Source organism: uncultured Rikenella sp. (genome assembly GCF_947628055.1).
In the GTDB taxonomy this organism is placed as follows: Bacteria; Bacteroidota; Bacteroidia; order Bacteroidales; family Rikenellaceae; genus Rikenella.
Map to the genome: position 1 here is coordinate 1 of NZ_CANQYJ010000041.1, position 19,385 is coordinate 19,385.

11 protein-coding genes are annotated in these 19,385 nt (G+C 59.1%); all 11 read left to right on the forward strand.

Features of this window, described 5'->3' with window-relative positions:
* The first annotated feature begins 128 nt into the window (after positions 1-128).
* The gene (locus Q0Z93_RS05390; protein ID WP_298063460.1) at positions 129-1,490 is read left to right on the forward strand and encodes a mechanosensitive ion channel domain-containing protein; all 1,362 of its coding nucleotides are present in this window, start codon (positions 129-131) and stop codon (positions 1,488-1,490) included.
* A 164-nt stretch (positions 1,491-1,654) separates the two neighbouring features.
* Positions 1,655-3,265, forward strand: a complete 1,611-nt coding sequence (locus tag Q0Z93_RS05395; protein WP_298063463.1) for a fumarate hydratase — start codon at positions 1,655-1,657, stop codon at positions 3,263-3,265.
* A 1,771-nt stretch (positions 3,266-5,036) separates the two neighbouring features.
* Positions 5,037-6,332, forward strand: a complete 1,296-nt coding sequence (gene rimO, locus Q0Z93_RS05400; RefSeq protein ID WP_298063465.1) for a 30S ribosomal protein S12 methylthiotransferase RimO — start codon at positions 5,037-5,039, stop codon at positions 6,330-6,332.
* A gap of 77 nt (positions 6,333-6,409) precedes the next feature.
* Positions 6,410-6,706 (forward strand): hypothetical protein, encoded by a 297-nt coding sequence (locus Q0Z93_RS05405; protein WP_298063467.1) that lies wholly within the window; start codon positions 6,410-6,412, stop codon positions 6,704-6,706.
* A 114-nt stretch (positions 6,707-6,820) separates the two neighbouring features.
* Positions 6,821-7,213: a cell division protein ZapA gene (locus tag Q0Z93_RS05410; protein WP_298063470.1), complete on the forward strand. Its 393-nt coding sequence runs from the start codon at positions 6,821-6,823 to the stop codon at positions 7,211-7,213.
* 623 nt (positions 7,214-7,836) lie between these two features.
* Positions 7,837-9,378 carry a ribonuclease Y gene (gene rny, locus Q0Z93_RS05415; RefSeq protein WP_298063473.1) on the forward strand — a complete coding sequence of 514 codons (1,542 nt, stop codon included), beginning with the start codon at positions 7,837-7,839 and terminating at the stop codon, positions 9,376-9,378.
* Between the two features lie 2,018 nt (positions 9,379-11,396).
* Entirely contained in the window at positions 11,397-12,470 is a 1,074-nt protein-coding gene (locus Q0Z93_RS05420) for a linear amide C-N hydrolase (protein ID WP_298063475.1), read from the forward strand.
* A 172-nt stretch (positions 12,471-12,642) separates the two neighbouring features.
* Positions 12,643-14,034: an aminopeptidase P family protein gene (locus tag Q0Z93_RS05425; protein ID WP_298063477.1), complete on the forward strand. Its 1,392-nt coding sequence runs from the start codon at positions 12,643-12,645 to the stop codon at positions 14,032-14,034.
* Between the two features lie 411 nt (positions 14,035-14,445).
* A complete protein-coding gene (locus tag Q0Z93_RS05430) occupies positions 14,446-14,787 on the forward strand; it encodes a translation initiation factor (protein ID WP_298063479.1) in 342 nt (113 codons plus the stop codon).
* An 80-nt stretch (positions 14,788-14,867) separates the two neighbouring features.
* Positions 14,868-17,744 carry a hypothetical protein gene (locus tag Q0Z93_RS05435; protein ID WP_298063481.1) on the forward strand — a complete coding sequence of 959 codons (2,877 nt, stop codon included), beginning with the start codon at positions 14,868-14,870 and terminating at the stop codon, positions 17,742-17,744.
* Positions 17,745-17,878: 134 nt separating this feature from the next.
* A partial coding sequence (locus tag Q0Z93_RS05440; RefSeq protein WP_298063483.1) for a DUF2723 domain-containing protein occupies positions 17,879-19,385 on the forward strand: 1,507 nt, incomplete at its 3' end.

Here is a 19,385-nt window from a genome sequence, read left to right on the forward strand (position 1 = left end):
TGCGGAGCCTAAGGAGTAGCGCAGCTATCTGAAAGTTTCTTTGGTTCTTTCTTTTCAAAGAAAGAACAGTCACTCACGGCACAGTGCAAAATAAACCTACAAATAATCGTCTGAAATATAGAGCCCTGATGAACATCATTTCGACACCCCTCGCCCTGCTCCACAGCGCATTAGCCGCCGACCCGACCCTCGCAGCCCGCATCCACACCGTCGCCCACGCTCAGAGCCACAGCCCCAGATTCTGGATCGTGGAAGACCTCTGGCAATGGCTCCACAGCCACGGCATCGGCCCCGGCTGGAGCAGCGCAATCGCCTTTCTGGCCGTTTGCGCCGGCCTGGCACTGGCCGTCTGGCTCGTCGATTTCATAATCTCGCACTTCATCATCAGTTTCATCGAACGACGCGTCCGACGCCACAAAAACCCGATCGGCGCAATCCTCTATAACCGAAAATTTTTCGACCGGACACTCTACCTCATTCCCCTCGGAGTGCTTCTGCTCGGGCTGGAAACCTTCTTCCGCGGCTTTGCGCCGGCCTTGAACACCGCAGCGAGGATCGTCACCGAGAGCGCCATGATCTTCACCCTGCTGCTCGTATTCTTCTCGATGCTCGATGCCCTGAACGACGCCTACCAGCGGTCGCCCGAAGCCCAGAAACGGTCGATCAAAGGATATATCCAGATCGGCAAGATCATTCTGGCATTCTTCGCAGCCATCCTGATCGCCGCCGACATCCTGCAAAAAAATCCCGCCAGCCTGCTGGTCGGCTTGGGCGCCGTCGCCGCCGTACTCTCTTTGGTCTTTCGCGACACCCTGTTGGGATTCGTAGCCTCCATCCAGCTCTCGGCACAAGACATGGTGCGTCCGGGCGACTGGATTGAGATGCCCGGCAAAAAGGCCGACGGCATGGTGCTGGACATCAACCTCAACTCCGTCAAAGTGCAGAACTGGGACAACACCGTGACGATGATTCCGATTTACTCCATGGTGTCCGAATCATTCATCAACTGGCGCTGCATGGAGACCAGCGGCGGACGGCGGTTCATCTGCCGTTTCCAGTTGGATGCGAACACCGTCCGGCCCGCCGGCGACGAGCTGCTCGCCCGGATCGGGTCGGACCCGCTGACCGCCTCCGAATCGAAAGCGGCGGCCGAGCTGGCCCGGTCGAGCAGTCCGCAGGGGCCGACCAATCTGGCGCTTTTCCGCGCCCACATCGAAGTATGGCTCTTTCGGAACCCGCAGCTGAACCATCAAATGCTCACATTCGCCCGGTATCTGTCCGACATGACCGACAAGGGAATCGGATTCGAGGTCTACGCTTTCACGAACAACACCGAAGACGAATACGTGTACGACGCGGTAAAGCGTTCGGTCGTGGAGTACGTGATCGCTTGCGTGCCTGTTTTCGGTCTGCGGCTCTACCAAAGCCCCTCGGGGGCGGAGATCGCCGAAGCGCTGCGGGGGAGACAAGGAACGGCAGACGGCAGGTAATTCCTCCCGGCGAACATCCGGATTCGGGCGCCCTTGTTCTCCTCGGTAGCCCCGGCGATACTCGTTTATTCCCTTGCAGCGGGCGCCATTTTGCCGTACGGAGGCCCCTGTTGCGGAAAAAACCGTAACTTTGTCCTCAGCTTACGAAATAAACCCATACTACCATGTCCGAATTCAAATACCAAGAGCCGTTCCCAATGGCGGAAGATACGACGGAATACCGTCTGCTGACCAAAGATTATGTTTCGGTCGTCGAGTGCGACGGGCGACGGATTCTGAAAGTGTCTCCGGAGGGGCTGAACCTGCTGGCGCGCGAAGCGTTCCGCGACGTGTCGTTTTACCTGAGGGCTTCGCACCTGCAGATGCTGGCGAACATTCTCGAAGACCCGGAGGCGAGCGACAACGACAAGTTCGTGGCCTACACCATGCTGCTCAACCAGACGGTGGCGGCGGCAGGCGAACTGCCGACCTGCCAGGACACCGGCACGGCGATCGTGATCGGGCGCAAAGGCGAGGATGTCTACACCGGGGCGAACGATGCCGAGTGGCTCTCGAAAGGGGTGTACGAGACCTATCGGGACTGCAACCTGCGCTATTCGCAGGTGGTGCCGTTCACGATGACCGAGGAGAAGAACAGCGCGACGAATCTGCCGGCCCAGATCGACCTCTATGCGGAGCCGGGAATGGCCTATAAGTTCCTCTTTTTGACCAAGGGGGGAGGGTCGGCGAACAAGACTTTCCTCTACCAGCAGACCAAGGCGCTGCTGAACGAGGAGTCGCTCACGGCGTTCATCAAAGACAAAATCAAGGATCTCGGGACGTCGGCTTGTCCGCCGTACCACTTGGCGGTGGTGATCGGGGGAACGTCGGCGGAGGCGAACCTGACGACGGTGAAAAAGGCGTCGGCACACTATTACGACCACCTGCCGATCAGCGGGAACGAGGGGGGACGGGCGTTCCGCGACCTCGAATGGGAGGAGAAGATCAAGCGGATCTGCCGGGAGAGCGGCGTGGGGGCGCAGTTCGGGGGCAAGTATTTGGTGCATGACGTGCGGGTGATCCGGCTGCCGCGGCATGCGGCGAGCTGTCCGGTGGGGATCGGCGTGAGCTGCTCGGCCGACCGGAACATCAAGGCGAAGATTACGGAGGAGGGGATTTTCCTCGAACAGCTCGAAAAGAATCCGGCGCGGTTCCTGCCGGCTCAGGCGCCGGGGCTGGCGCCGGCGGTGGAGATCGACCTCGACAAGGGGATGGATGCGGTGCGGGCGGAATTGACCAAGTATCCGATCAAAACGCGCCTGAATATCCGGGGGACGCTGATTGTGGCGCGGGATATTGCGCATGCGCAGATCAAACGGATGCTGGACGAGGGGAAGCCGATGCCGGAATATTTCAAAAATCACCCGATCTACTATGCGGGGCCGGCCAAGACGCCGAACGGGATGGCGTCGGGGTCGTTCGGGCCGACGACGGCGGGACGGATGGACCCGTATGTGGACTTGTTCCAAGATCACGGCGGATCGCTCATCATGGTGGCGAAGGGGAACCGCTCGAAGGCGGTGACGGAGGCGTGCAAAAAGCATGGGGGCTTCTATCTCGGCTCGATCGGCGGGCCGGCGGCGGTGCTGGCGAAGAACAGCATCAAGTCGGTCGAGGTGGTGGATTTCCCGGAATTGGGGATGGAGGCTGTGCGGAAGATTTATGTCGAAAATTTCCCGGCGTTCATCATTGTGGACGACAAGGGAAACGATTTCTTTGCGGAGTTTGCTCACTAAAGCTCTGTGTCACAGATTGTACTGGGCCGGTTTCTCCATTGCGGGGAACCGGTTTTTTAATGGTCGCACCCGAAGCGACCCGGGAGCCGCAGACGCAGACTGTGGCGCAAGCCGTCGCCGGATTTACAATATCTCCGACGGAGTGCCGAGCGACGCCGGACCTCTGCCGGGGGTGGCTCCGGGCAAGAATGCGACCGGACAATAACTCGGATCGGGCACCGAGCGGTACCGCTGGTTCGGGGTCGTACTCGTGCTTCGGAACCCTATTTGTCTCGAGTGCCGATGAGAATCCGGTTCGCAGAACCGGGCGGGCCGGACGCCTCCCCCACGGGAGGCCGCAACTCGGCAGTGCTCGTTGCGTTCTCTCCCGGGCGCCCGACCCGGTGCCGCTCGGCACGCAAACCGGGCTGTAGCTACCCGAAATATCCTCTGCAGGCTGCGTCCCTATTGAAAAATGTACGCTTTTTCTTCGTTGCCCTCATGCCGGGTGGGCACTTTTTCTTAGTCGCCTCAAGCCGGCAGGGCTCTGTTAGCTGAGAGTTATTTTGCTATTCAGGCGTTCCCTCGCTGGGAAAGGTTTTTCTTTCGATCCGCTCAGGCCGCGGGGGGCCCTTCCTTTCTTGGGTGACCAAGAACCGAGCAGCGTACCGAGTGCAGAAACCGCTTGCGGGCTATGCCGGGGTAGCGTGAGGAAGACCGCAGGTCAAAGGAAGCAAAGAAGTCACCGGGAATCGGTTTTGCCTTATTGAAGCCCGCGCACCCGCACGGGCTTCTCAAGTCAAAACGCGACATTCCCGGATATGCCGTGTCTACCCGCAATTAAGGAAGACACTGATTTCAAGAGCGCCGCTTCCGGATGTGCTTTCGCGCTCGGAGAAAACAGTTTTCGCATCAGCGGGCGAGACGAGAATGGTTATTTGCGATCTCCCTATGCCAGCCCGGAGCCACCCCCGGCGAAGGGCTGCAACCTCTCTGCGTTCGGTTCTGCCCTCGCTGGCTCCGGCCTGGTCGCTGACACGGGAAACAGTTTTCTCCGTACGCGAAAGCCTTTCCGGAAGCGTCGAGTTTTGCCTTGAGGGGGCTGCGCAGGACGCGCGGACTCCCGACAAGGCGAAACCGGCTGGAGGCAGTTTGGCTTCGCCTTCCTTCTGGCGTCTCGGCCATTCGAGCAAGCTCGATGGCACTCGCCTGCTGCGTCGGTTCTTTGTCTACTTTCTTTGCTGACAAAGAAAGTAGAAACCCCGCTGGCTCGAGGCGGCTAAGAAAAAGTGTCTCCACGGCTTGAGCGGTGAAGCGGGAACAAAGAGCCCGCCCGGCGAGGAACGCCGAACAGCAGAATAACTCTCGGCTAACAAGCCCCGCCCGGTTCGAGGGCCGCAAAGATGGAGTAAGAACCCCGCCAGCCTAAGGCGATTACCAAAGAAAAAAGCCCCGCCCGGCATGAGGGCCGCAAAAAAGTTTCTTATAAAGAACAAACCCTCCCCCGGCTCGAGGCGGCAAAGAAAAATGCCATTCCCGCGAAGCGGCCAGCCCGGAGCCACCCCCGAAAGGAGAATTAGGTAAAACAAACTCCCCGGTTCGAGTGCCGAGCGGCACCGCCGGCTCGAAGCGATAAAAAATCTATTTTTAAATAAATTCAGGCTTCCACTGCCACGGGTAACCGGCGCGAGCGGACACGCAATTAAAGGCAGTTACAGCCCGGCCGCCGACACTGATTTTATTCGCCAGCCCTATCCTTCCCCGCGTGCAATTTCATTACCTTTGCGGTAGTATGAAAAAACAGAAGATCAATATCGTCACCCTCGGGTGCGCCAAGAATATCGTAGATTCCGAGCACCTCGCCGGACAGCTCGGCGCCGGGAACTGGGAAGTGATGTACGACAGCGACTCCACCGACGCCAAAGTCGTCGTTATCAACACCTGCGGCTTTATCGGCGACGCCAAAGAAGAATCGATCGACACGATACTGCGCTTCGCCGCCGCTAAGGAAGCAGGGCAGATCGACCACCTGTTCGTCATGGGCTGCCTCAGCGAACGCTACCGCGACGAACTGCGGGACGAAATACCCGAAGTAGACCAATTTTTCGGCGTGAACAGCCTGGCCGACATTCTCCGCACCGTCGGCGAACGCTACCGCGACGAACTGCGCGGCGAACGACAGCTCGCCACACCGAAACATTATGCCTACCTCAAAATCTCGGAAGGGTGCAACTGGGGATGCGGCTACTGCGCCATCCCGCTGATTCGCGGCCGGCACGTCTCCGTACCTTTCGAGGAACTGCTCGCCGAAGCAGCCGCACTGGCAGACAAGGGAGTGAAAGAACTCATTGTCATTGCCCAGGACACCACCTACTACGGCCTCGACCTCTACGGCAAGCGGCGGCTCGGCGAGCTGTTGCGGGCACTGTGCCGCATCGACGGGATCGAATGGGTACGGCTCCACTACGCCTATCCGGCCCACTTTCCGCACGACGTGATCGAAGCGATACGCGACGAACCGAAAATCTGCAAATACCTCGACATCCCCCTCCAGCATATCTCCGACCCGATGCTGCGCTCCATGCGGCGGGGACTGTCGAAAGCAGAGACCATCCGGTTGATCGGCGACCTGCGGCGCGAGATTCCGGACATCGCCTTGCGGACAACGCTGCTCGTGGGCTATCCCGGCGAAACGGAAGCCGATTTTCAGGAACTGCTGCACTTCGTCGCCGAAACGAAATTCGACCGTCTCGGCGTATTCCCCTACTCGGAAGAGGAAGGCACCTATTCCGCCACAGAACTCACGGACGACGTGCCGCAGCAGATAAAGGAAGCCCGGGCGGAAGCCGTGATGGAACTTCAGCGGGAGATCGCCCGGGACGCCAACGAACGGTTCGTCGGCACGCTTCAAAAAGTGATGATCGACCGCCGCGAAGGGGACTTCTGGGCGGGACGCACACAATACGACTCGCCTGAGGTCGACCAGGAAGTGCTGATCCCGGCTTCGGCTCCGCTGCAGGCGGGCGATTTCGCCACCGTCCGCATCGTCTCGGCAGACGATTACGACCTGTACGGCCAGACACTTTGACCTCCTCCCGGGAAGCGACATTTGCAAATCCGAAGGGAAAGCCGTAGCTTTGTCAAACAGATCAGCAGACGATTGCCATGACCGAAATCTCGGAGTTGAACCTCGTAGAACGCGTAGAACGCAATGTCGAGCGTGTGCTGTCGCAGAACGCCGAATTGCGCGAAGCGAACGCGGGGCTGGCGGCCGAGAATGCGAGGCTCGAAGCCTTGGCGGCATCGCAGGCGGCAGAGATCGAAAACCTGCGGACACGCTTGGACCGGCTCTTGCTGCACAAATCCGTCACCGAAGTCTCCGGCGGGGTTCGGGCGGCCAAACTGCGCATCAACCGTCTGCTGAAAGATGTGGATCGCTGTATTGCCCTGATGAATAAGTAAATGCAACGCATTCGCGCAATCCCGTACCGGCCGGATTTTTCTTTTTTCTAAAAAAACCGCCGCGCGGGCATACGGGATGGCACGGATATTGCAAGCAGATCATGTACACGAGGTATGGAACGGAAGATGATGAAGATACGCGTAGAGATCGCCGAAAAACCGTACCGACTGACCATTCCTGCCGACGAAGAAGAGCGGGTCAGGCGTGCCGCAAGGCGCATCAAGGAACAGATAGACGCCTTGAAACGCCACTACGACGCATCGCTGACCGAATACTTGGCCATGGCTGCCATGCGCATCTCCCTCGAGAACGAGGAGAACAAGGAGCGCCTCGAAATGGCACCGGAGGCTTTGAAGCTCAAGGCACTGGTCGCAGAGCTCGACCAATGGGCCGAGACGGACGGAAACCGGGAGGCCTGCACGGCACCGACAGAAAAGCAGCCGCCCATCGTGAAGCCCAAAGCCAGACGGGGAAGACCCAGGAAAAAGCAGGAAAACGCACTTTGATGCTTTAGAAATCTTACGCACCGCTTCTTCCGAAGCGGCGCCGCATTCCGGCAAAAGAGAGACACACCCTTTTCCGGAGAAACGTTCTTTCGGGAAAAGATACCTAAATGAATCGAACGGGGCACGGGAGGCAAACGACATAACCCTCCGGTCGCCGCATGCTCCCATCCACCCATCGCCGCAACGGCCTGGAAGACAATCGGGGGAGCCTCTGTTACTCACCCCCACCGTGCCCGGAAAAACAACATTACCTTCCGCGTCCCGTTCCTATTAGCGAACAGTATCTCTTTTTCCGGTACATACCAGAAGAAACCGAAAAATGCCCGCATGGTTTCCTTTTGCTTTGCGATACTCAACATTAACTACTTGGAGCATATAACTCTATGGACGTAGGACAGGCCTTGCCCCGCTTCGGCGGGTTCCCGCACACCAAACGCCGCCACGGCGCGGCGGCGGGACGTTGGAAGTCCCAAATTCAAAGGCGGCTCCACCCATGATTTGACCGGAGTTTTCGTCAAACCATCAAAGGAAACCATGCTTTTTTTATATCCGCACATCATGTGCCCCACTCCCTGAAACCAAACCGATAACCGAATATAAAACAACTACTTAACAACAAACGAATGGACATACTGATCATAGTGATAAGTGCCGTAATCGCCGCTGCGGTGGTGGGATACGCCACTTACATGTTTACCTACAAATCGACCGAAAAGAGGCGTTCCGCCATCCTGCGCGAAGCCGAGCAGGACAGTGAAATGCTCAAGAAAGAGAAAATTCTCCAGGCCAAGGAAAAATTCCTCCAGATGAAAGGGGAACACGAGAAACAGGTGGCCGAGCGGAACACACGTCTGCAACAGATCGAAGCCAAAATCAAACAGAGGGAATCGCAGCTGAACCAGGAAAGCGAACAGCTCAATAAGCGCATCAAGGAATTCGAGGGAACCAAGGCCAAAGTCGAAAGCGAGCTGCAATCGCTGGCGGGGCGCAAGGAAGAGCTCGACCGGCTGACCAAAGAACAGATCGTGAAACTGGAACAGATCAGCGGCCTCTCGATCGAAGAAGCCAAGGCGCAGCTGATCGAACAGCTCAAGTCGGAGGCGAAGAGCGAAGCGGCGGCCTATATCAACGACATTATCGACGAAGCCAAGATGACCGCCAACAAGGAGGCCAAGAAGATTGTGGTGCAGAGTATTCAGCGGGTGGCGACCGAAGCGGCGATCGAAAACTCGGTGACCGTGTTCAACATCGATTCCGATGAAGTCAAAGGGCGGATTATCGGACGAGAAGGGCGGAATATCCGGGCGCTGGAGGCGGCTACGGGGGTCGAAATTATCGTCGATGATACGCCGGAAGCGATTATCCTGTCGGGATTCGACCCGGTGCGGCGGGAGATTGCACGGCTGGCGCTGCACCAGTTGGTGACGGACGGACGGATCCATCCGGCGCGTATTGAAGAGGTGGTGGCCAAAGTCCAGAAACAGATCGAAGAAGAGATTGTCGAAGTCGGAAAACGGACGGCGATCGACCTGGGGATACATGGTCTCAACTCGGAGCTGATCCGCTTGATCGGGAAGATGAAGTACCGGTCTTCTTACGGGCAAAACCTGTTGCAGCACTCGCGCGAGGTGGCGAATCTGAGCGGCATTATGGCGGCGGAACTGGGGCTGAATCCGCAGCTGGCGCGGCGGGCAGGGCTGCTGCACGACATCGGGAAGGTGCCGGACGACGAACCGGAGCTGCCGCATGCGATCATCGGTATGAAACTCGCCGAAAAATTCAAGGAAAAACCGGAGGTGGTGAATGCCATCGGGGCGCATCACGACGAGATCGAGATGACCACGCTGATCGCGCCGATCGTACAGGTGTGCGACGCTATCTCGGGGGCGCGGCCGGGGGCGCGGAGAGAGGTGGTCGAAAGCTATATCAAGCGTCTGAAGGAGATGGAAGACCTCGCTGCGGCGCATCCGGGCGTGCTCAAGACCTATGCCATTCAGGCGGGGCGCGAGCTGCGGGTGATTGTCGGAAGCGAAAAGATCAGCGACCAGCAGGCGGAAATTCTGTCGCACGATATTGCGAAAAAGATTCAGGACGAAATGACCTATCCGGGGCAGGTGAAGATTACGGTCATTCGGGAGACGCGGTCGATCAGTTACGCGAAGTAACTGCGGCCGGTTTCTCACTCGGTCATTGCGGGGAGGCGTTTTTCCACAAAGTGGAAAAACGCCTCTTTTTTGCACGTTATTTGCCATCGACCAGTACGGTTGTTCATTGGCATGGTTTTCGGTTGCGGGGTTGGGGCGAGAGGTTGCCCCTCGCCCACTGTGGGCCCCGTTGGGGCTTTTGTTGGAGTTTGAGGGGACTTGTTTAAGCGGGGCCTGCCCGGCCCGAGGGCAGTTTCCTCCTTTGGAACAGAATTTTCGCCAGAGCGTGGACAAGTATAGTTTTGGGTCGCAGCCTGCGGAGTTGGGGTAGTTACGGCCCGGATCGAGTGCCTCGCGGCACCGGCCTCCGCTACGGGAGGCTACGGCCCGACATAGGAAGATCGCAGCTAAACCGAATTTCTACCGGCGCGCGGTTTTTGTTTGAGATAGTTTTGACTCCAGCGAAACGCAGTTTCGCAAGCCCGGCGGGGGGCGTTGGGGCTTTTGTTGGAGTTTGAGAGGACTTATTAAGCGCGGGCTGCCCGACCTGAGAGTGGTTTTCTCTTTTTTGCGGCGCGCAGTTTTTGTTTGGGGGACCTCCAGTTCCAGCGAAACGCAGTTTCGCCCGTCCCGCCGGGGTCACCCGGACGCCGCCCGCGCAGGGCAATACCCTCTTTGGGGTAGTTTATCTTGCTACCGGCAGGCCAATAGAACACCCGAAGGATGCGGATCGCGTGCTGAGTGGTACCGGCCCCGTGCGCGACGGCTGGAACAGGAAATCGTTCAAAAGCAGTTTGCGCTTTTGAACAAGATTTCCGCCAGCGCGCGGACAAAGAATGTTCATCCCGGCACGCGGGTAAAGAATGATTCTGAATAGTACCGGGTCGCCGCCAGCGGAAAGAGCAACAAGCACCGTCGAAGTTGCTCGCGTCGCATGGGGTGGCGGCGACTCGCGCGACCGAAGGTCGCGGTTTACTTGGCTTCCGACAGGGGAATGGTCGGGGCCAGCGGAGATGATTGAGAGAGAGGCTGACCGGCACAAGGAGATTGCCGCAGAAAAGTCTTTTTGCATCCCGGCGGCACCGGGTCTGACGCTCGGAAGACCTCGGGTAGTTCCAGCCCGGCTCGAGTGCCGAGCGGCACCGGGCCTCCGCTACGGTGCGGGAGGCTGCGGCCCGACATAGGAAGATCGCAGTCGAACCGAGTTTCCGCCGGCGCGCAGGTAATGAGTATGTTTCTGAAATGTGCAGGCTGTGCGACCCAAAATGATTTCGCCAGTGCGTGGAAAGTGGATTTCTCGGTATCCGACTCGGAGAGTCGGGCGCCCCGAAGCCCCCGGCTGCGGAGGGGCGCAACGCGCACAGCTTGTTGCTCCTCCGCTGGCTTCGGGACGGGGCTGCGGCCAGCCCGGTTCTTTGAACCGGATTTCCGCCAGCATGGGGATAAAACGGGTTCATCCTCGCGCGCCGACGCCGAAAAAGGAAAATCGTACAGTTTATTTTCAGTCCGGAGCCTGCGCGGGCAAGACCTTCAGGTTGCAGCCCTGCGCCGGGGGAGGCTCCGGGCTGCCCGCTTCGCGGAATGATCATTAATCGTACCGATAAACGAGAGTTTGTCGGGAATGCTTTCGCCCTGTAAGGCACGGTGCGCAGGGACAAAGAGTGATTGCGGTTTTCGGCTCTAACCGGCCGAAGCTAACGGGGGCTTTGGGGTAAAGGCGGTCAATAAAACAGCCAACGGCTGCGGCTCGAGTGCCTAACTGCACCGGGCTTCCCGAGGGGGAGGCGTCCGGCCCGCCCGGTTCTGCGAACCGGAGTTTCACGGGTGCGCGGGCAAAGCATAGTTCTTTGTCTCAAAATGGGTCGCAGCCCGCGGAGGATATTTCGGGTAGTTCCAGTCCGGCTCGAGTGCCGAGCGGCACCCCGACCGCTGCGCAGGGGCAAACAAAAGACACCCCCCCAAAAAATGCGCCCCCAGCCCCAAAATAACCAACGTAAATCAAAACAAATATCAAAAAATCATCAGTAAATCAGATTATCATGAAAAACTTGAGACACACCCTTTGTTGTCTGGCCGGCCTGCTCGTATTCTCCGGCTTTCCGGTCCAGACCGCCGAGCCCTGCACCCGCGCCGTCTACCTCGGCTCCGACCGGATGATCGTCACCGGCCGCACCATGGACTGGCGCGACGAAATGCCCACCAACCTGTGGCTGCTGCCCCGCGGCATACAACGCGTAAGCTACGACCGAGGGCCGCACCTCAGCTGGACATCCAAATACGGCAGCATCGCCGCCGTCTCCTACGACATCGGCACCTCCGAAGGGATGAACGAGAAAGGCCTCGTCGCCCAGCTGCTCTACCTGACCGAAACCCGGTACGACCGTCCCGGTCCCGACCACCGGCCCGTCATGGGGATGAGCATCTGGTGCCAGTGGGTGCTGGACAACTTCGCCACCGTTTCGGAAGCCGTCGCCGAGATGGGAAAAGACAGCTTCCGCATCGACGCGCCCGCCATGCCCGGCGGACAAGCCTCGACCATGCACATGGCCCTCTCGGACAGCACCGGGAACAGCGCCATCATCGAATACCTCGACGGGAAAATCACCATCCACGAAGGACAACAGTACCAAGTGCTGACCAATTCGCCCCCCTACGACCGGCAGCTTGCCGTTCTCGATTACTGGAAACCCATCGGCGGGCTCAACATGCTGCCGGGCACCAACAAATCCTCCGACCGATTCGTGCGCGCCAGCTTCTATATCAACGCCGTGGAACAGACCTCCGACCCGAAAACAGCCGTCGCCGCCGTATTCAGCGTGATGCGCGCCGTATCCGTTCCGTTGGGCATTTCGGTTTCCGACCACCCGAACAACTCCTCGACCCGCTGGCGGTCGGTCAGCGACCAGAAAAACCGGATATACTACTTCGAGACCACGCTGGCCCCGGCGATTCTGTGGGTCGACCTGAAAGCAGCCGACCTGGAACCGGGAGCTCCGGTCAAGAAACTGACACTTACCGGCGGCCAAGAGTATGCCGGAGATGCGACAGCGAAATTCGCAGAGACGAAACCTTTCACCTTCCTCTTTGAGCTCCCGGCCGGATTCGGACGCTAAATTCCCATTCTCGGGCGGACTCCCTCCGCAAGCGAAACGACAGGCCCCCTTTGCGGGGCCTGTCGTTTTGAGAAAAGGGATAAAAATATCTATTTTTACAACGGATTAAATAGTAAAGAGAAGGCCTCATACGTTATATCGATATTAGGAACCCATACACAAACACAAAACCATGTTCACCCCAGAAATTTATATGGCGCGCCGGGCCGCACTGCGCAAAAAGATCAAGAGCGGCGTCATTCTCCTGCCCGGCCTCGACGATGCGCCGGTCAATTATCTCGCCAACGCTTACGACTTCCGGCAGGACAGCAATTTCCTCTACTATTTCGGTCTGACACAGCCGGGCTTCGTGGGGGTGATCGACGTCGACCGCGACACGGACTGCCTCTATGCCGACGACTGGACGATGGACGATCTGATCTGGATGGGGCCGCAGCCGACGGTGCGCGAACTGGCGGCCCTTTCGGGCGTCAAGTCGTCGGGCAACCTGCAGGAACTGGCGGCCACGCTGAACAGCGCGATCAAAAAGGGGCGCAAGATACACTATGTGCCACCGTACCGCGGGAAGACGCGGCTGCAACTCTCCGCATGGCTGGGGATTGCGGCGGAACGGCTCAAAGACCATGTGTCGCGGGACCTGATCCGGGCGATCGTGTCGATGCGCGAGATCAAACAGCCGGAAGAGATCGCCCAATTGGAAGAGGTGGCCATGACCGGCTACAAGATGCACACGACGGCGATGGGCATGTGCCGCGAAGGATTGAGCGAGCTGGACATTGCGGTGGAGCTGGACAAGATTGCGGCGCACGGGGGGGGGCGGACGTCGTTCCGCAGCATCGTGTCGCAGCATGGCGAGACGCTGCACAATTTAAGCTACGCGGGGCGGCTGAAGAACGGGAAATTGCTGCTGATCGACGCGGGGGCGGAGAATGCGATGGGGTATGCGAGCGACCACACGCGGACGCTGCCGGTCGGCGGAAAATTCACGCAGCAGCAGCGGGAGATTTATGACATCGTGCTGGCGGCGAATGCCAAAGGGCAGGAGCTGGCGGGGCCGGGGGTGACGTATCAGAGCGTGCATATCGAGGCGATGCGGGTCATCGCGCGGGGACTGACGGCGCTGGGGCTGATGAAGGGCGATCCGGACGAAGCGGTGGCGGCAGGTGCGGCGGCGCTGTTCATGCCGCACGGGCTGGGGCACCAGATGGGGCTGGATGTGCACGATATGGAGGGGCTGGGCGAGAAATATGTGGGCTATGATGATGCTACGACGCGGAGCACGCAGTTCGGGCTGGGGGCTTTGCGGATGGGCAAGGCTTTGCGGCCGGGCCATGTGGTGACGGTGGAACCGGGGATTTATTTCATCCCGGCATTGATCGAAAAGTGGGAGCGGGAGCATATCAATTCGGCGTTTATTCATTTTCAGAAGCTGCATGCCTATTTCGATTTCGGGGGGATTCGGCTGGAGGATAATATCTTGATTACGCAGACGGGTAACCGGTTGGTCAGCAAACACCGGCCTCCGATCGCGGCGGACGATGTGGAAGCGGCTATGGCTAAATAACCGTTCGTTTAATCGCTACCCTATGTTTGAGGGTACCGTTCTCTTTGTGAACAACCGACGCTGCCAGCGAATCCAGAGACCGCTTGCGGACTATGGTGAGCGGCGAGGAGGAAAACAAGCGCAGCGCAGTTAGCGAGAACCAGAAAAACTTTCTGAGATGCTTACGCATCTCTTGAGCCTGCCGGGTACCCTTGGCTTTGATTTGTCGGAGTGCGGAGAATCGGGCCGACATCATGAAGTTTAGCCCTTATCGGCCCGATTCCCGCGCCCCGAACCAAATGTAAAGAAAGAGGACTGCGGAGCCTAAGGAGTAGCGTAGCTATCTCAAAAGTTCTTTGCGTCGCTTTCTTTCAAGAAAGCGACAGTTGCCTCCAATTAAGGCAGAGAATAAACGAACAGATAATTTCGACAATGAGCACAAACGACTGGAAAACGCGCCTCGGGACAGTTTACTCCACCGACCCCGATTACAAATACACCTTCGAGACAGCAGAGCAACCCGAGACCCTGGCCCCGGAACGGCAGAAACTGCGCGTAGCCCTCGACAGACGGAATCGAAGCGGCAAACAAGTCACCATCGTAGCCGACTTCGTCGGCACAGACAACGACCTCAAAGAACTGTGCAAACACCTCAAACAGAAATGCGGCGTCGGCGGATCCGCCAAAGACGGCGAAATCATCATACAAGGCGACCTTCGCGACAAAATCGTAGCGATACTCACCGCCGCCGGATACAAAGCCCGCAAAATTTAACACCCCCTTCAGCCGTCCAGCCCATGCTCCGCCTCCGAACCGTCCTCCGCGCAATCCTTTTCCCGCTTTTTGCGAGCCTCATGTCTCCACAAATCGCGCAAGCGCAATTCTACTACAACGGACGCGGCCCGATGAACATCCGGTGGCAGCAGATCAAAAGCCCGCACTACAAACTCATCTATCCCGACTATTATGTCCCCACCGCAGTCGCGCTGGCCGGATTCATGGACAGCATCGCCCCCGGCATTACACACGGCTTTACACGTAAGCCGCAACGGTTGCCGATCGTTTTGCATACCGAAAATCTCTATTCCAACGGCGAAGTGGTATGGGCCCCGAAGAGGATGGAACTGATGACGACCGCGCCGGCAGGGGATATTTATGCCGACCCGTGGCTCAAACAGCTCGCCGTACATGAAAGCCGGCACATCGTGCAGCTCTCCTCCCTGCGCAGCGGCGTCACGCGAGTGGCCTCGTGGCTCTTCGGACAGGCAGGAACCTGCGTGGGCATGTTAGTCGTGCCCAAATGGTTCCTCGAAGGCGACGCCACGATGGCCGAAACGCAATTCTCCGAATTCGGACGGGCATTGCAGCCATCGTTTACCGTCGGGATGCGCGCCTTGTTCGCAGCAGACAGCACTTTCGTAAGCATGAAAAGCGACAAATGGATCGCAGGTTCCTACCGCACCTACATTCCCGGGATTTACGAATACGGCTATCAGATGGTGGCCGCCGGCGAGCGTTACCACGGGCCGGAAATGTGGGGCCGGACAGTGGAATACGCCGGCAAGTGGCCGATCTTCATCGTCCCCCTGCGCATCTACCTCAAACGGCATTATGGCGAGCACCTGAGCGATCTGAGCCGGAAAGCGCTGGGCGACTTGTACGAACACTGGAAACCTTACGCCGCAGAGGCGGACAATTACCCGACCCTGACCGCGCCGCAAGACCGGCGGAGCGGATTCACGACCTACTCCGACCCCCTTTGGGGACCTCAAGGAATTCTGGCGACCAAGACCGACTACAACACGCCGGTGCGGTTCGTGACGATCGATACCGCCGCGAATGCCGAACGCACTTTACAGTGGATCGCCCCGCCGTCGAGCCGGCCGGTGCGGGCAGGAAACACCCTCTGGTGGACAGAGTTCAAGCCGCATCCGGTCTGGGAATACAAAACCTACTCGGTGGTGCGGAGCCTCGACCTCGCGACCGGGAAGCGGCGCATTTACGGGCGGTGGCAAGCCAATTATTTCGTTACGCCGTTGACGGTCGGCGGTCGGGATTTTATCGCCACCGTGTCGCCGGATTCTTTGGGAGGGAGCGACTTGGTGCTGCACGACGCCGCAGACTTCCGGGAGACCGACCGCCTGCGGTTCGACAGGCTCACCACACTCCACGGCCTGGCGTGGGACGAGGCGACCCGGACACTGGCATTTATCGCGTTGGGCGAACGGGGGATGCACCTGCGCCGGACCTCGGTATCGGAAGCCGGGAGGCTTATGCCGGCAGAGGATATTACCGCGCCGTCGATGGTCACCGTCAGCGGCCTGACGGCGGATGGGAACGGACATCTCTATTTCAGCTCGATCCAATCCGGGAAAGACGAGATACACACGATAGACCTCCTCTCGCCGGAGCGGACGGAGCGGCGGCTCACGACCTCGCGGTTCGGGGCCTACTCCCCTTCGGCGGCCGGCAGCGGCAAGGAGGGCAGTGTACTGTTCACCACCTATACTGCGGATGGGTACTTAGTGGCTTCCGCGCAAACGGGCGCTGATGCTACCCAAGACACCGTTCGGTGGTCGCGGCTGCCGAAAAACCTGCTGAATATTCCGGCCCCGTCGTGGAATGTGCAGAAAATGAGTGCTTTGCCGATGGAAGACACGGCAACCACCCACAAGGTGCGGCGCTACGGCAAGGGGTTGCGGTGGTTCAACGTCCACAGCTGGGCGCCGGTGGCGGCGGATGTGGACGACCTGCTCAACTCCAGCGAGCGGGAATTGAATATCGGCTTCGGAGCCAGTCTTTTTTTCCAGAGCGTGATGGGCGACAGCTACGGCTCGGCGACTTACGGACGGCTGCACGGCGACGACTGGCTTCAGGCATCGTGGACATACGCCGGTTTGCCGGTACAGATCACGGCAGGCGTGGAGTACGGCGGCGGAAAACAGGGGGTCTATATTCCGGTGAACGACTACATCGCCGGGGTGCGGGTTCCGGAAAGTCTCAAGAACTACCTGCATGTTCAGGGAAGTATCGCAGTGCCGCTCAATTTCTCGGGCGGGAGCCATTACCGGCTGTTGCAGCCTTCGTTCACGGTGACGCACTACAATTCGCTGCTTTACGACCCGGACGAGGCGCGTTTTGCAAAAGGGTATCAGAAGTACCAGGCATCGCTGTGGTGGAGCGACAACCGGCGGGCATCGGTGCGGAGCATCGTGCCGCGGCTGGGCTATGCCCTGCGGGCGGATGCGGCGGGAGCGTTCAACGACCGGTTCGGAATGCTCTACAGTCTTTACGCGCGGGGCTACCTGCCGGGCCTGATGCGCAACCACAGCATCACGCTGCGGGCGGCGGGGATGTGCCAGACGGAGGCCGAGCTGGGCTTCACGCAGAAACCGCTGTTCCCGCGCGGAGCGTACAACGGTTGGGCGGCGAAATATTACGGCGCGGCGGCGGTCGACTACACTTTCCCGCTGTGCTATCCGGACGGAGGGATCAACGGGCTGATCTACCTCAAACGCATCTGGCTCAATCTGTTCGGGGATTACAGCCGGGGGGCCTATTTCGCCGCAGGCGGCTCGACGCGCAACCGGGACATCTGGTCGTATGGGGGCGATATCGCGTTCGAGGTGAATGCGGTCGGCTCGACCAGCCCGGCGACGGTGAAGTTCACGCTGGCCTCGCCCTCGAACGACAAGTTCTATTTCGGGGTGGGCCTGTCGATGGATTTCTGACCGGAAAAATAGCGGATCATCTCGCGCATGCCGGGGTGTCCGACCGGGGCGCCGCCGGCGGCCGATAAGCAAATTCGACAAAAAAGACTTAACTTAGCCCCCGCTAATACCTGTTAAATTACACACCCAAGCCCATGAGCAGCTTCAGCAAGCGCAGCGTCTGGGGGGGATGGATCGTATTCGTCATCGCCAGCCTCACCTACCTGCTCACCATGGAACCCACGGCCAGCCTGTGGGATTGCAGCGAGTTCATCGCGACCAGTTACAAACTCGAAGTGGGGCATCCGCCGGGAACGCCTTTCTTCTTCCTCATCAACCGGTTGGGAGCGATCTTCGCCGGCGATCCGACCCGGGTGGCGGCAGCGATCAACGCCTTGTCGGCGTTGGAGAGCGGACTGACCATCGCGTTCCTGTTTTGGACGATCGCACACCTCGGGCGGAGGCTTTTCCGCAAGGAAGAGAGCGAGCTGACCGACGGGCAGAGCTGGGCGGTGCTCGGGGCGGCGGCGATCGGGTCGCTGGCCTATACGTGGACGGACACCTTCTGGTTCTCGGCGGTCGAGGCGGAGGTCTATGCCTTGTCGTCGCTCTTCACGGCGGTGGTGTTCTGGGCGATCCTCAAGTGGGAGAACGTCGCCGACCGGCCGGGGAGCAACCGGTGGTTAGTGCTCATCGCTTATCTGATGGGGTTGTCGGTGGGGGCGCACATTCTGAACCTGCTGGCGATTCCGGCCATCGTCTTCATCTACTACTTCAAACGATTCCCGGGCAGGCCGAAGGCGGATTTGTGGAAACCGGGCATCGTGTCGATTTTGCTGACCGGTGCATTCTATATGCTGACCCCGACCGTGGTGTCGATCGGGGCGTTCGTGGATCGGATTTTCGTGAACGGCTTCGGATTAGGGATCAATAGCGGGTTGGCTTTCTTTGTCGTGGCCTTGCTGGGGCTGCTCGGCTGGGGCGTGTGGCGGACCCGGCAGCGCGGACTGGCGGGGTGGAATACGATTCTGCTTTCGGCTTTTATGGTCATCGTGGGGATTTCGACCTACGGCATTGTCTTGATCCGGGCGAGCATCGACCCGCCGATGAACAGCAACGACCCGAGCAATCCGTATGCGCTGCTCTCGTTCCTCAACCGTGACCAGTACGGCGCACCGCCGCTTTTGTATGGGGAAACCTATGCTTCGCCGGCGGTGGGAACGGAGTTCGACGACACCTATTATGTGGACACTGCGGGCAAATACCAGCCGATGGCGCGCCCGAAAGGCTATGAATTCGACGGGAATACGAAAATGCTCTTTCCACGGATGCACAGCGCGGATGCGAGACATGTGCAGGAGTACAAACGGTGGGCCGACATCAAGGGGCGCCGCGTGCGGGCCGAGGACGGGACGATGGTGACGGTGCCGACGTTCGGGGAGAACCTCAAGTTCTTCTTCGCTTACCAGCTCAACAACATGTACTGGCGGTACTTCCTCTGGAACTTCGTGGGGCGGCAGAGCGACATTCAGAACAACACGATCGTGGACGGCAACTGGATGAGCGGGATCCGGCCGTTAGACGAGCTCTACCTCGGGCCGCAGGACGGCCTCCCGTCGGAGGTGGCGGCCAACAAGGGGCGGAACCACTACTATTTCCTGC

What these genes read in the sequence shown, in the direction of transcription:
- Q0Z93_RS05410 (WP_298063470.1), top strand. Translation starts at nt 6,821, where the DNA reads ATGGAACGGAAGATGATGAAGATACGCGTAGAGATCGCCGAAAAACCG.
- rimO (WP_298063465.1), top strand. Translation starts at nt 5,037, where the DNA reads ATGAAAAAACAGAAGATCAATATCGTCACCCTCGGGTGCGCCAAGAAT.
- Q0Z93_RS05390 (WP_298063460.1), top strand. Translation starts at nt 129, where the DNA reads ATGAACATCATTTCGACACCCCTCGCCCTGCTCCACAGCGCATTAGCC.
- Q0Z93_RS05435 (WP_298063481.1), top strand. Translation starts at nt 14,868, where the DNA reads ATGTCTCCACAAATCGCGCAAGCGCAATTCTACTACAACGGACGCGGC.
- rny (WP_298063473.1), top strand. Translation starts at nt 7,837, where the DNA reads ATGGACATACTGATCATAGTGATAAGTGCCGTAATCGCCGCTGCGGTG.
- Q0Z93_RS05420 (WP_298063475.1), top strand. Translation starts at nt 11,397, where the DNA reads ATGAAAAACTTGAGACACACCCTTTGTTGTCTGGCCGGCCTGCTCGTA.
- Q0Z93_RS05425 (WP_298063477.1), top strand. Translation starts at nt 12,643, where the DNA reads ATGTTCACCCCAGAAATTTATATGGCGCGCCGGGCCGCACTGCGCAAA.
- Q0Z93_RS05430 (WP_298063479.1), top strand. Translation starts at nt 14,446, where the DNA reads ATGAGCACAAACGACTGGAAAACGCGCCTCGGGACAGTTTACTCCACC.
- Q0Z93_RS05395 (WP_298063463.1), top strand. Translation starts at nt 1,655, where the DNA reads ATGTCCGAATTCAAATACCAAGAGCCGTTCCCAATGGCGGAAGATACG.
- Q0Z93_RS05405 (WP_298063467.1), top strand. Translation starts at nt 6,410, where the DNA reads ATGACCGAAATCTCGGAGTTGAACCTCGTAGAACGCGTAGAACGCAAT.